General features: G+C 70.0%; 10 protein-coding genes. 5 read left to right on the top strand and 5 right to left on the bottom strand.

The window, feature by feature from the left end; translation table 11 throughout:
• The first annotated feature begins 114 nt into the window (after window positions 1–114).
• Together BLV01_RS13420 and BLV01_RS13415 are read left to right on the top strand one after the other, a co-directional pair.
• Complete coding sequence (locus tag BLV01_RS13420) at window positions 115–2,787, top strand: TonB-dependent receptor (RefSeq protein WP_091800264.1); 2,673 nt, start codon at window positions 115–117, stop codon at window positions 2,785–2,787.
• Between the two features lie 409 nt (window positions 2,788–3,196).
• A complete protein-coding gene (locus BLV01_RS13415) occupies window positions 3,197–4,762 on the top strand; it encodes a sodium/sugar symporter (protein WP_091800262.1) in 1,566 nt (521 codons plus the stop codon).
• A gap of 47 nt (window positions 4,763–4,809) precedes the next feature.
• Here BLV01_RS13415 and BLV01_RS13410 read toward each other — a convergent pair whose 3' ends face one another.
• Complete coding sequence (locus tag BLV01_RS13410) at window positions 4,810–5,835, bottom strand: LacI family DNA-binding transcriptional regulator (RefSeq protein ID WP_091800260.1); 1,026 nt, start codon at window positions 5,833–5,835, stop codon at window positions 4,810–4,812.
• 134 nt (window positions 5,836–5,969) lie between these two features.
• On the opposite strand from BLV01_RS13410, the gene BLV01_RS13405 reads away from it, so the two are divergent.
• Window positions 5,970–8,558, top strand: coding sequence for a glycoside hydrolase family 3 protein (locus BLV01_RS13405; protein WP_091800257.1), 2,589 nt, complete (start codon window positions 5,970–5,972; stop codon window positions 8,556–8,558).
• A gap of 276 nt (window positions 8,559–8,834) precedes the next feature.
• Window positions 8,835–9,431 (top strand): response regulator transcription factor, encoded by a 597-nt coding sequence (locus BLV01_RS13400; RefSeq protein WP_091800254.1) that lies wholly within the window; start codon window positions 8,835–8,837, stop codon window positions 9,429–9,431.
• A gap of 114 nt (window positions 9,432–9,545) precedes the next feature.
• Here BLV01_RS13400 and BLV01_RS13395 read toward each other — a convergent pair whose 3' ends face one another.
• The 4 genes from BLV01_RS13395 to BLV01_RS13380 form a co-directional block, all read right to left on the bottom strand.
• Window positions 9,546–10,025 (bottom strand): copper chaperone PCu(A)C, encoded by a 480-nt coding sequence (locus BLV01_RS13395; RefSeq protein ID WP_091800252.1) that lies wholly within the window; start codon window positions 10,023–10,025, stop codon window positions 9,546–9,548.
• An 8-nt stretch (window positions 10,026–10,033) separates the two neighbouring features.
• Window positions 10,034–10,636, bottom strand: a complete 603-nt coding sequence (locus tag BLV01_RS13390) for an SCO family protein (RefSeq protein ID WP_091800249.1) — start codon at window positions 10,634–10,636, stop codon at window positions 10,034–10,036.
• A 233-nt stretch (window positions 10,637–10,869) separates the two neighbouring features.
• The gene (locus BLV01_RS13385; protein WP_091800246.1) at window positions 10,870–11,550 is read right to left on the bottom strand and encodes a hypothetical protein; all 681 of its coding nucleotides are present in this window, start codon (window positions 11,548–11,550) and stop codon (window positions 10,870–10,872) included.
• Window positions 11,551–11,676: 126 nt separating this feature from the next.
• Window positions 11,677–11,994: a hypothetical protein gene (locus BLV01_RS13380; protein WP_091800243.1), complete on the bottom strand. Its 318-nt coding sequence runs from the start codon at window positions 11,992–11,994 to the stop codon at window positions 11,677–11,679.
• A gap of 226 nt (window positions 11,995–12,220) precedes the next feature.
• On the opposite strand from BLV01_RS13380, the gene sctU reads away from it, so the two are divergent.
• A complete protein-coding gene (gene sctU, locus BLV01_RS13375) occupies window positions 12,221–13,333 on the top strand; it encodes a type III secretion system export apparatus subunit SctU (protein WP_091800240.1) in 1,113 nt (370 codons plus the stop codon).
• The last annotated feature ends 42 nt before the right edge of the window (window positions 13,334–13,375 follow it).

Raw genomic sequence — 13,375 nt, 5'->3', positions numbered from 1 at the left:
TAAAAGCTGGCCGCATCTTTCGGCCGGCTCCGCTGCAGGGGGCGCCCGCGCCGCGCCAACGCTAAGACAGACACACGACCGGCCTCGCCGCCGGCGCCGGGAGGGGATATTCCGATGAGCGTGGTCCACCGTAGTTCGCGCCTGAGCCTGGCCCTCGTGGCGGCCGCGCTGGCGGGCACCGCCGCCGCGCAGCAGGCCGCGCCCGCGCAAGCCGATGCCGCGCCGGCGCAGGCCGCCGGCGCGCGCGCCACCGACCTGGATTCGGTCATCGTCACCGTCGAGCGCCGCGCGCAGAGCCTGCAGAAGTACGCCGGCACCGCCCAGGCGCTGTCGCAGGACGACCTGCGCGGATTGGGCATCAACAACGAGCTGCGGCAGATGCAGGTGGCCGTGCCCGGTTTGAGCATCGCCAACCAGGAAGGCGCGACCGAAGTCTTCATCCGCGGCGTGGGTTCGTCCAACAACACCGAGCTCGGCGATCCCGGCGCGGCGCCGCACATCAACGGTGCCTACATCCCGCGTCCGCGCGGCCTGGGCGGGATGTTCTTCGACCTGGAGCGCGTGGAGATCAACAAGGGCCCGCAAGGCACCCTGCGCGGGCGCAACGCGCTGGCCGGCACGCTCAACATCGTCACCAAGAAGCCCGAATTGGGCGGCGAATTCAGCGGCTACGTGCAGGGCGAAGCCGGCAACCGCGACCAGACGGGCTACGAGACCGCGCTGAACTTCCCGCTCGGCGACTACGCCGCGCTGCGCTTTTCCGGCTATCACGTCGAGAAGGAAGCCGGCTTCAGGAACGTCGGCCTGTGGAACCGCATCGAGCCGGCCGGCATCCAGGACGACAGCGCAGGGCGCCTGTCGTTCCTGTACGAACCCGACGAGAAACTGCAGGTGTTCGCGATGCTCGACGTCGGCCGCGAACGGGGCACCGGCTATCCCGGCGCGGGCGTGTTCCGCGCCGCGCAGGCCGGTTTCGACCCGGACGACATCGATCTGCGTGCGGTGGTGTACCGCGGCGTGCAGGGCAAGGTCGACAACAAGCTGTGGGGCTTCCAGGGCCAGGTGCGCTACGACTTCGGCGCGGTCAACCTGGAGTACAGCGGCAGCTATCGCGATGTCGACTACTTCCAGATCAACTCCGCCTCCGACGGCAACAGCTGGCCGGGCCGCGACCTACGCGAGCGCCCGCCGGGCGAGCCGGCGAGTTGGGGCGGCGTGGACTACGACAACTTCGGCACCAACTACCTGCAGGCGCGCTCGCAGTCGCAGACCCACGAACTGCGCTTGTCCTCCGACGACGACGCGCGTTTTCGCTGGACCACCGGCGGCTTTTATTTCCACGAGAAGCAGCAGGTCGGTTTCATGTCGCTGACCGACAAGGGCGCGTTCTATTCGGGCACCGAGTTCACCATGCCCGACGTCGACGGCCGTTCCTGGGCCGTGTACGGCGACGGCACTTTCGACGTCAACGAGCGTTTCCGGGTCAAGGGCGGCCTGCGCTACACCGAAGAGCGCAAATCGCGCGACGGCATCGGCGGCAACTGGACGATGGGCCTGGGCGGCGACGGCGGCGTGTTCCAGACCCGCCTGGGCACCGAAGGCTTCATGCCCGCGCTGCTCGACCGGCCGAGCTTCGACGTCACCGGCCTGACCAGCAACGCCGATCTCGCCCGCTTCCTGTTGCAGGGCATCCTGCGCGCCGGCGCGCGCGACACGATGCAGCAGCAATTGGCCGGCATCGTCGACGGCAGCCGCCCGAACGGCACCTGCATCGACCGCCCCGACATCGGCGGCAACACGGTGAACTGCCCGGCCGACGGCCAGCACAGCTTCATCGTCCTGGGCGTGCCGGCGGCGCAGCACGGCTCCAGCGCGTTCGAGTTCACCGATTGGCGCGTGGGCGTGGAATACGACCTGAGCGAACGCAACCTGTTCTACGCGACGGTCTCCACCGGCCACAAGGCCGGCGGCTTCAACGACAGCTTCGACGTCAACGCGATCCCGGAGACCTACAAGCCGGAGAAGCTGACCGCGCTGGAAATCGGCTCCAAGAACGCGTTCGAGTTCCTCGGCCGCCCGGCGACCTTCAACGTGTCGGGCTTCTACTACGACTACGAAGACCAGGTGTTCCAGGACCTGAGCGTGATCGCGTTCAATCCCGACGGCGAGGCATCCGGCTTCGCCCTGGTCAACCGCAACGTCGGCAAGTCCGAACTCTACGGCGTCGAGGCCGAGGGACGGTTCCGCCTCGGCGGCGGCTTCACCCTCGACCTCAACGCCCTGTACCTGCAGACCAAGATCAAGCGCGGCGTGGTCGCCGACGTGCGCAGCCAGGACTTCGGCAACGGCGGCATCACCTCGCAGATCGACCTGTCCGGCAACGAGCTGCCGCTGTCGTCGAAGCTCACCTTCAATGCGCGCCTGCAGCAGGCCTTCGACGTGCCCGGCGGCAGCTTCGACTGGCAGATCCTCGCCGCGTACCGCTCTTCGTTTTTCCTGACCCAGTACAACAACCGCGCGGTGACCTTCCTGCGCGACACCGCCGGCACGGTGGACCGGATCGAGGACGCAGCCACCGCGGGCTTTCCCGACCGCCAGGACGGCTTCACCCAGATCAACGCCGGCGCCGGCTACACCACCCTCGACGGCGCCTGGCGCTTCGAGCTGTGGGGCGCCAACCTGACCAACAAGGACGTGTCGCAGAAGGCCTTGGTCGGCTCGGGCGTGAACACGCGATTCCTCAACGACGCGCGCAGCTACGGCGTGCGCGTGCGTTGGAACTTCTGATGGCCACCGTACAGCGTCCCTGCCTCGCCGCTCCGATCCGCACGCGCCCCCACGGCGTGCGGGCGGGGTGGCGGGGTGTCGTCGCGCCGCTTGCCGCGCGTGCGCGAGCAGTTCGCGGTTGCGCAGGGAGCCGGGAGACTTCAGCGTCATCCCACACACGTCATTCCCGCGAGCGCGGCAATCCAGAGACTTCAGCGCCCCGCTTCGGTGGAGCGCTGGATTCCCGCGTTCGCGGGAATGGCGATAGGCGGGTTGCGCGGCGCCATGGCCCGGCTTCGCATCCGCGCCTCAGCCCCACCCGCCATGCCTTTGCAATCGAATTCTTGCCCCGATCCGCCGTCCAGCCATGGCCAGCCCCGACCGCGGCGGGTAGAACGGACGCAGCCGCGAAATCCCGCCACGGAGCCGCATGAAACTTTCCCTGCTCGACACCGCCATCGTCCTGGCCTACCTGGCCGGCGTGTTCGTCCTCGCCCAGTGGGTCTCGCGCGAGAAGGGCGGGCACGAGAAGACCGCCAAGGATTATTTCCTCGCCGGCAAGGCGCTGCCGTGGTGGGCCATCGGCGCGTCGCTGATCGCCGCCAACATCTCCGCCGAGCAGATCATCGGCATGTCCGGCTCGGGCTACGCGCTGGGCCTGGCGATCGCGTCCTACGAGTGGATGGCGGCGGCGACGCTGCTGGTGGTCGGCAAGTTCTTCCTGCCGGTGTTCCTGCGCAACGGCATCTACACCATGCCGCAGTTCCTGGAGGAGCGTTACGGCAACCGCATCCGCACCTTGATGGCGGTGTTCTGGCTCGGGCTGTACGTGTTCGTCAACCTGACCTCGATCGTGTGGCTGGGTTCGATCGCGGTGGCCCAGGTCACCGGCATGGACCAGATGCTGGCGCTGACCTTGCTCGGCCTGTTCGCGCTGGCGTACCAGCTGTACGGCGGGCTCAAGGCGGTGGCGTTGACCGACATCGTGCAGGTCACCTTGCTGGTGCTCGGCGGCCTGTTGGTGGCCGGGTTGACCCTGAGCAAGATCGGCGACGGCGCGGGCGTGCTGGCCGGCTGGAACAAGCTGATGACCGCGCACCCGGATCACTTCCACATGATCCTGTCGCCCGACAATCCGCACTACAAGGAACTGCCGGGCCTGGGCGTGCTGCTCGGCGGCCTGTGGATCGCGCACCTGAGCTATTGGGGTTTCAACCAGTACATCATCCAGCGCGCGCTGGCGGCCAAGGACCTCAAGGAAGCGCAGAAGGGCATCGTGTTCGCCGCGGCGCTGAAGATCGTGTTGCCGGTGATCGTGGTGCTGCCGGGCATCGCCGCGGTGATGCTGGCGCCGGAGTTGAAGCGCTCCGACGACGCCTATCCGGCGATGATGGCGCTGCTGCCGCCCGGCGTGCTCGGGCTGGTGTTCGCGGCGCTGGTGGCGGCGATCGTGGCCTCGCTGGCGTCGAAGATCAATTCGGTGGCGACCATCTTCACCCTGGACTTCTACGCCAAGCACCGCACCGACGCGAGCGAGCGCCAGCTGGTGCGGGTCGGCCGCATCGCCGCGGCGGTGTCGATCCTGATCGCCATCGCCACCGCGCGGCCGCTGCTGGGCAGCTTCGACCAAGGCTTCCAGTACATCCAGGAATACACCGGTTTCTTCACCCCGGGCATCGTGGTGATCTTCCTGCTCGGGCTGTTCTGGAAGCGCGCCAACGAGGCCGGCGCGCTGGCGGCGGCGGCCGGTTCAATCCTGCTGTCGGCGCTGTTCAAGTACGTGGTGTGGACCGAAATGTCGTTCGTCAACCGCATCGGCGTGGTGTTCGTGCTGTCCGCCGCGCTGATGGCCGCGGTGTCGCTGGCGACCGCGCCGCCGGCCGCGCGCGACCGCATCCGCCACGACGGCGTCAGCTACGCCACCGCGCCGGCCTGGAACATGGCCGCGCTGGCGGTGCTGGCGATCCTGATCGCGCTGTACGCCGCGTTCTGGTGACGGCGCCGGCGCGAGCGAGGCCCGAAGCCTGCGGCGCCGCGCGCGCCTCAGCGCCGGCGCGCGCGCGGCTTGCCGACCGGGCCGGTCGACTTGCGCAGCTGCAGTTCGTACGGTGCCAGGATCAGCTGGCCGGCGTCGGGCGCCTTGATCCGCTTGAACAGTTCGTGGGTCGCGAGCCGGCCCATCTCGCGGGTCGGCTGGCGCACCGTGGTCAGCGGCGGATAGATCTGGCGCGAGATCGGGGTGTCGTCGAAGCCGCACACCGACACGTCGCCGGGGATCGACAAGCCCATTTCGCTGGCGGTGCGGATGGTGCCGGCGGCCATGTCGTCGTTGGCGGCGAAGATCGCGGTCGGCGGGTCGTCCATCAGCAGCAGGCGCTGGGCGCAGATCGCGCCGGTGTCGTAGTGGAAGTCGCCTTCCACCACCAGCTCCGGGTCGAACTCGATGCCGGCCGCGGCCAGGCCGTCGCGGTAGCCGTTCAGGCGCCACTGGCTGGCGCCGTGCTCGGGGTGGCCCTTGATGTGGGCGATGCGGCGGTGGCCGAGCGAGACCAGGTGCGCCATCAGCTCGCGCACCGCGCGTTCCTCGTCGAGCACCACGCCGATGCGCTCGCCGCGCAGCTTGGGCGAGATGTTGGCGTAGGGAATGGCCAGCTGGCCGAGCCGCTTCATCAGCCCCGGGTGGTCGGTCAGCGGCGGGGTCAGCACCAGGCCGTCGGCGCGCGAGCGCTGCACGATCTCGTCCACGTGCGCCACCAGCTTCTTGTCGGTGTAGGTCACCGGCGCCAGCATCAGGTTGTAGTGCTGGCTGTTGCAGGCGTCGAGCATGCCGGCCTGCACTTCCATCAGGTAGTTGCTGGACGGGTTGTCGTACAGCAGCGCGACCAGGAACGAACGCTGCCCGGCGAGGCTGCGCGCCGACGGGTTCGGGCGGTACTGCAGCTTGCGCGCAGCGGTTTCCACACGCTTGCGGGTTTCCTCGCTGACGTTGGGTTCCTGGTTGAGCACGCGCGAGACGGTCTTCATCGACACGCCCGCCTCCTCCGCCACATCTTCGATGCGCACCCGCATGACCGGTCTGTTTCCTTGTCGCGTGTTGGCCGCATTCTGCCAGAACGCGCGGACGGAACCCACGTGGTTTTGCGGGGTTTATGCCGATCCGGCCACAACCCCGCGTCCTTTTTCCCTGCCTTGAGGAGTCATGCATGAACCAGCCGTCCCGCCCGCGCCGCGGCGCCGTAGCTGTCTCGATCCAAACCGCCGCGCTGCGGCCGCGGCGGCTGGCCTGGGCGCTGCTGCTGGCGCTGGCGCCGCTCGCGCCGGCGCTGGCGCAGGACGCCGCGGCCGTGCATCCGGCGCAGTGGCCGGCGCTGAAGCCGCCGATCCCGCGCGACGCCGGGCTGGAAGCGCGCATCCAGGCGCTGCTGGCGAAGATGAGCGTGGAGGAGAAGGTCGGCCAGATCGTGCAGGCCGACATCAACGCCGCCACGCCCGAGGATGTGCGCAAGTACCACATCGGCTCGGTGCTGGCCGGCGGCAATTCCGAACCCGGCGGCATCTCCGAGCCGGGCGGCAACTACGCCGCGCCGCCGCAGGAATGGCTCGACATCGCCGACAAGTTCTACAACGCCTCGATGGACGCCAGCGACGGCAAGGTCGCGATCCCGATCATCTTCGGCATCGACGCCGTGCACGGCCACAACAACCTGATCGGCGCGACCTTGTTCCCGCACAACGTCGGCCTGGGCGCGACGCGCAATCCCGAGCTGATCCGCCGCATCGGCGAGGCCACCGCCGCCGAAGTGCGCAGCACCGGCATGGAGTGGACCTTCGCGCCGACCCTGACGGTGCCGCGCGACGACCGCTGGGGCCGCACCTACGAGGGGTATTCGGAAGACCCCAGGCTGGTCGCCAGCTACGCCGCGGCGGCGATCGAGGGCCTGCAGGGAAAGCTCGGCAGCAAGCAGTTCCTCGACGGCGCGCACGTGATCGCCTCGGCCAAGCATTTCCTCGCCGATGGCGGCACCGCCGAGGGCCGCGACCAGGGCGATGCCAAGATCAGCGAGCAAGAACTGCGCGAGATCCACGGCGCTGGCTATCCGCCCGCGCTGAAGGCCGGCGCGCAGACGGTGATGGCCTCGTTCTCCAGCTGGAACGGCGCCAAGATGCACGGCAACCAGGCTTTGCTGACCGAGGTGCTCAAAGGCCGGATGGGCTTCGACGGTTTCGTGGTCGGCGACTGGAACGCGCACGGCCAGCTGCCGGGCTGCGCCAACGACGACTGCGCGGCCGCCTTCAACGCCGGCGTCGACATGCTGATGGCGCCCGACAGCTGGCGCGGTTACTACGACAACGCGCTCAAGCAGGTCCAGGCCGGCCAGATCGGCATGGCCCGGCTCGACGACGCGGTGACCCGGATCCTGCGGGTCAAGCTGCGCCTGGGCCTGTTCGAGGCCGGCGCGCCGTCCAAGCGCCCGCTCGGCGGCAAGTTCGAGCTGCTCGGCAGCGCCGAGCATCGCGCGGTCGCGCGCCAGGCCGTGCGCGAGTCGCTGGTGCTGCTCAAGAACGACAGCGGCGTGCTGCCGATCGCGCCCAAGTCGCGCGTCCTGGTGCTCGGCGACGGCGCCGACAACGTCGCCAAGCAGGCCGGCGGCTGGACCTTGAACTGGCAGGGCACCGGGCTCAAGCCGTCCGACTTCCCGCATGCGCAGTCGATCTGGGCCGGCCTGCGCGAGCAGATCCAGGCCGCCGGCGGCCAGGCCGAGCTGTCCCGGGACGGCCGCTACGCGAGCAAGCCCGATGTGGCGATCTTCGTCTATGGCGAAGACCCCTACGCCGAATTCCAGGGCGACCTGCGCATCGCCACCTTCCGCGGCACCCGCAATCCCGAGCTAGATACGCTCAAGCGGCTCAAGGCCGAGGGCGTGCCGGTGGTGAGCGTGTTCCTGTCGGGGCGGCCGCTGTGGGCCAACCGCGAGATCAACGCCTCCGACGCCTTCGTCGCCGCGTGGCTGCCGGGCTCGGAAGGCGGCGGCGTCGCCGACGTGCTGTTGCGCAAGGCCGACGGCAAGGTCCAGCACGACTTCAAGGGCAAGCTGTCGTATTCGTGGCCGCGCACCGCGGTGCAGGTGGCCAATGTCGGCGACAAGGACTATTCGCCGCAGTTCGCGTTCGGCTATGGGCTCAGCTACGGCAAGGGCGGCAAGGTCGGCGCGCTGTCGGAAGACCCGGGCACGCCGGATCTCGACCAGCGCTCGATGAGCTTCCTCGGTCGCGGCGCGCTGCCGCGCGGCTGGCTGCTGCGGGCGACGTCGCAGGGCCAGACCCGCGACGCGGCCAAGCCGCCGCTGGCCAGCGCCGACGGCGCGCTGGCGGTGACCGCGGTCGACTACAAGGCGCAGGAAGACGCCTGGCGCGCGCAGTGGAAGGGCGAGGCGCGGCTGGAGCTGATCGCCGACGCGCCGGTGGAACTGGTGCGCGAGACCAACGGCGACGTGCAGTTGCTGATCACGCTCAAGGCCGAGTCGGTCGGCGCGGGCGAGGCCTGGCTGACCGCGCAGTGCGGGAGCAAGTGCGAGGCCAAGCTGGCGTTCGGCGAGATCCTGCGCGGCCTGCCGCCGGGACAGTGGCAGCGCATCGGCGTGCCGCTCAAGTGCGTGCGCGCGGCCGGCGGCGACATGGGCAAGCTGGCCTCGCCGTTCGGCCTGCAGGCGCCGAAGGGGACGGTGCTGGTCCTGCACGAAGTCGCCTACGGCACCGACGCGGACAAGGTGGTGGACTGCAAGCGGCAGTGAGCGCGGGGCGCGGATCGTTGCGATCCGCGCACGCGTCGCGACGCCGTTCCCGCTCTGGCGGGGGCGGCAGCGCGAAACGAAAGCGAAGTCGATGCACTGCTTTCGTTTGAGTCTTGGAGCGAAGTGGGAGGGCCTTCGGGCCCGATGCTGTTCGCCCGGATCGCGGCGACCTTGGTTCCACCCCCGCCGCAACCTTCCAACCACAGGCATGGACACTTTGTCCTGTGGCAGTTTGCCGCACGCCCGCCGCGCGGCCGCGGGCGTAGGATGCCGCGCATGAACGCATCCACGTCCCCCCGTGCCGTTCTGGGCGGCACGCCAGGCTCCGGCCTGATCGTCGACGACGACGAGACCTACGCCGCCACGCTGCAACGCAGCCTGGCCCGCCGCGGCATCGAGGCGCGCACCGCCGGCAGCGTGCGCCAGGCGCTGGACCTCGCCCTGCAACAGGCGCCGTCGTTCGCCCTGGTCGATCTCAAGCTCGGCGCCGATTCGGGCCTGCAGCTGATCCGGCCGCTGCGCGAGCTGCGTGCGGACATGCGCATCGTCCTGGTCACCGGCTACGCCAGCGTCGCCACCGCGGTCGATGCGATCAAGCGCGGCGCCGACGACTACCTGCCCAAGCCGGCCAGCGTCAGCGCGATCCTCGCCGCGATCGGCATCGATGCGCCCGACGCGGCGCCGCTGCCGGTGCAGGCGCCGGACACGATGATGCCGCTGCGCCGGCTGGAGTGGGAGCACATCCAGCAGGCGCTCAACGACACCGGCGGCAACATCTCGGCGACGGCGCGCTTGCTCGGCATGCACCGGCGTTCGCTGCAGCGCAAGCTCGGCAAGCGCCCGGGGCCGGAGCGCAGCGTCGTCGGCCTGTAGCCGCAGCCCTGCGTAGGAGCGGCGCGAGCCGCGACTGCGACAACGCAACCATCGCGCAGGTTTCGTCGTAATTGCGTTGTCGCGGTCGCGGCTTGCGCCGCTCCTACAGGGCGATCACGAGGCCGGCGTCGCCAGCGGGCGGACCTCGGCTCGCACCGACTGCTCGCTGCGCTGGCCGGCAGCGTCTTCGAAGATCAAGGTCAGCGCCACGCTCTCGCCGGCGCGCAGCGGCTGTTTCAATCCGATCAGCATCAGGTGGTAGCCGCCCGGCGCCAGGGCGACCGCTCGGCCTTTGGGCAAGTCCAGCGCCGCGACCTGGCGCATGCGCATCATCTGTCCCTGCATCGCCATCTCATGCACTTCCACCTGTTCGGCCGCCGGCGAGCGCGCGCCGACCAGGCGCAGGTCGCGCGCGGCGGTCAGGCGCATGAAGGCGCCGGTGGCCGGTTGCCGGGCCACGGTCGCGCGCACCCACGGCGCCTCGACGGCGACCGCGGCCGGCGCGGGTGCGGCCGCGGCCACCGCGGCGACGGCGGGCGTCGCGCACAGCAGCGCGGCGGCGAACAGCGACGAATGGCGAAGCGGGATACGCATATGCGGCCTCACAGGATCTGGCGGATGTCCTCGACGCACTCGGCCGCGCTCTGCTCGTGGCGCAAGGCCATGCGCAGCCGGCCGCGGGCGTCGTAGACGTAGCTCAGCGCGGAGTGGTCGATGGTGTAGGTCGAGCCGGTCGGGACCTTGGCGTAGACCACGCGGAAGGCCTTGGCGGTTTCGGCGATGCGTTGCTCGCTGCCGCTCAGGCCGATGAAGCTGGGGTCGAACGCCTGGGTGTAGGCCTTCAGCACCTGCGGTATGTCGCGCTGCGGGTCCAGGGTCACGAACAACACCTGCAGCCGCGCGCCGTCGGCGCCGAGCCGCTTGCGGATCTGCACCGCGCGGGTCAGCGCGGTCGGGCATACGTCCGGACACAGGGTGAAGCCGAAGAACAGCAGCACCGCGCGGCCGTAGAAGTCCGACAGCGTGCGTTCGCGGCCATCGGGATCGTTGAGGCGGAAATCGCCGCCGAAGCCGGGGCGCTGGCTCAGGTCGATGCCGTGCAGCCGCAGTTTCGGTTCCTGTTCGCCGCAGGCGCTCAGCAGCGCGGCGGCGCCGGCCGCGGCGAGCAGGCGGCGGCGCGAGGGCAGGGCGGGATGGTCGCGCATGCGCAATCGCTTCGGTGCGGGGAGGCTTGCATTGCAGCACCGGCGTTGCGCGCAAGGATGTGGCCCAGTGTCGCAGCGGCGTTTTTGCCTGGCGCCCTCACCCCGAGCCCGCTCCCGCAAGCGGGGGAGGGGCTTTGCTCCGTTGGATTCGGCGACGACGCAATTTCGCCGTAAGCGCTTGGCTAGCCGTTCTCGCGCTTGCGGGAGAGGGGTGGGGCGAAGGACCCAAGCGATCAAAGATCGCGCACCACCCACCCGCTCGGCAGCGGCGCATCCGCAACCTCCAACGCCGCCTGCGCCACCTCTTCCGGCGAGCGCCCGGCGCGCCAGGCGTCGGCGAGCGCGCGCAGGCGTTCGCGGGTGGCGCGGGTGTAGGCGCCTTCCATTTCGTTCTGCGCATCGGCCGCGAGCTTCTGCGGATACAGCGTGCGCGCGTCCTCGCTGCGGTTGAGCAGGGCGATCAGCCGCGCCAGCGCGGTGCGGAACGTGTCGGCGCCGAGCGCGGTGCGCTGGGTGCGCTGCAGGTGCCACACGGTCAGGTACTCCACCGGCCCGAGCAGCCGTCGCGGGGTGGCGCCGAAGAAATGACCGGACAGCGCGCTGACCGCGACCGGCCCGGTCGCGTCCGGCAGGCGGGTCGCGCCCCAGGAGCTCAACGCGCCGCCGGGCAGGTCCATGCGCCGCAGCGCGGTGCCGAAGGTGTCGGCGAGCAGGCGCTGGGCGCGCGCGTCGTCGCTCTCGGCGACCACGCCGAGCAGGCGGATGAACAAGGGATAGCGGTCCTCGCCGAGCCGGCGGACCACGCGCTTGAGTACGCTGAGCCGGTACTCCGGGTCGCTGTGCGCGGCCAGCGCCGAGACCAGGCGGTCGGCGGCGGCGCGCAGGGCTTCGGGCGAGGGATCGGCGTCGGTCACGGGCGGCGGGCGGCAACGAAGGGCGGCACTAGCCTAGCCGAGCGGGCCGGCGCCAGCGATGCGGGGAGGGCTCGGTCGCGCTCGCGGCCGGGTCGGGCAGCGCGGGATCGCTGCGGCGGACGCGCCTCAGAGCGTCAGCGAATCCAGCACCGCATCGGCGCCGCGGTCGGCCGCGGCGGACAGGTCCAGCTGGCCCAACTCGTGCTCCAGCCGGGAGTCGCCGGGCAGCTGGCGCTCGCCGGGCGCGACGCCGTGCCAGGCGTCGGCATTGAGGATCTGCTCGCCCGGATCGACCGCCGGCGGGGCATACGCCGGAACCGCCTCGGCGACCGCCGCCGGCAACGACGCGCCCTGCGCGGCCGGCTCGCGGACGCGCAGCGCTTCCAGCGTCTGGCTGTCGAGGCCAGCGCGGTCGATGCGCGAATCGGGGCCGATGCTGCTCATGCGGTCGGGGTGGGCGGGTCGCCGTTTCGGGGATGGACGCAATGTAGCCCCGCGGCCGCGACAGGGCCAACTCGGGGCGACCCTAGGTGCACGTCGGGTGCCCGGCGCGCATTCAGGCATGCCCCGCCGAGCCCGTCGCAGCGCCCGCAGCGATTGCTGACACCCGCCACTTTCGCCGTGTGCGCCGCGTGCTAGCCTCGGTGGCCTTCACCCAGCAGGGCCGCGCATGGCGAAGGACCAGGGCGCCGACAAGACCGAGCCGCCGACCCAGAAAAAGATCCGCGACGCGCGCAAGGAAGGCAACGTCGCCAAGAGCAAGGAGCTGACCAGCACCGTGCTGGTGCTGGGCTGGGTGGTGTGCGGCTGGCTGATGATGGACTTCATGCGGCTCAAGCTGGTGCGCCTGTTCGAGGCCAGCCTCAAGGCGATCAACCAGCCCTTCGGCGACGCCCTGCGCGAAGTCGGCGGCTCCGCCTTCGAGACCCTGCTCTGGCTGACCCTGCCGCTGCTGGCGATGGCCGTGTTCCTCGGCGCGGTGGTCGAGTTCCTGCAGGTCGGCCCGGTCCTGTCGCTGGCCAAGCTCAAGCCCCAGCTCGACAAGATGAATCCGGCCGAGGGCGTCAAGAAGATGTTCTCGATGGACAACCTGGTCGAGCTGGTCAAGTCGATCATCAAGAGCGCGGCCCTGGTCGGGATCGGCGTGTTCGTGATCTACAAGATGCTGGCCCAGCTGATGCTGCTGCCGTACGCGCCGCCGGAGGCGATGGGCTCGGGCATCTGGCACGGGCTGGTGCGGATCGTGGTGTGGACGATCTTCGTGTTCTTCTTCGTCTCCGCCATCGACGTGTGGTACCAGAAGTTCTCCTACCTCAAGCAGTTGCGCATGAGCCGGCGCGACATCCAGCAGGAGGTCAAGGAGAACGAGGGCGACCCGCACGTGAAGAGCCGGCGCCGGCAGTTGCATCAGGAATGGTCGCAGCAGAACATGCTCAACGCCGTCCGCCAATCCAACGTCGTCGTGACCAACCCCACCCACATCGCCATCGCCCTGCAGTACGAGCACGGCATCACCGACCTGCCGATGGTGGTGGCCAAGGGCGAGGGCTACATGGCCGAGGCGATCAAGGCCGCCGCGGTCGAGGCCGGCGTGCCGATCCTGCAGAACATCGAACTGGCGCGCGGCCTGCACGAACGGGTGGCGCTGGACGAATACATCGGCAACGAGTTCTTCGAGGCCGTGGCCGAGGTCCTGCATTGGGCCGAAGGCGTGCGCCGCCTGCGCGACGGCGACGACAGCGCGCCGGAACTGCCGCCGCCGCTGGACGACGAGCCGCGCTGACGCAAGCCCTTGTAGGAGCGGCGCGAGCCGCGACCGCGAAAA

Source organism: Lysobacter sp. yr284, from assembly GCF_900107375.1.
GTDB lineage: Bacteria > Pseudomonadota > Gammaproteobacteria > Xanthomonadales > Xanthomonadaceae > Lysobacter.
Note: the sequence above shows the minus strand (reverse complement) of the source record. Positions and strands in the feature narration are given on the sequence as shown.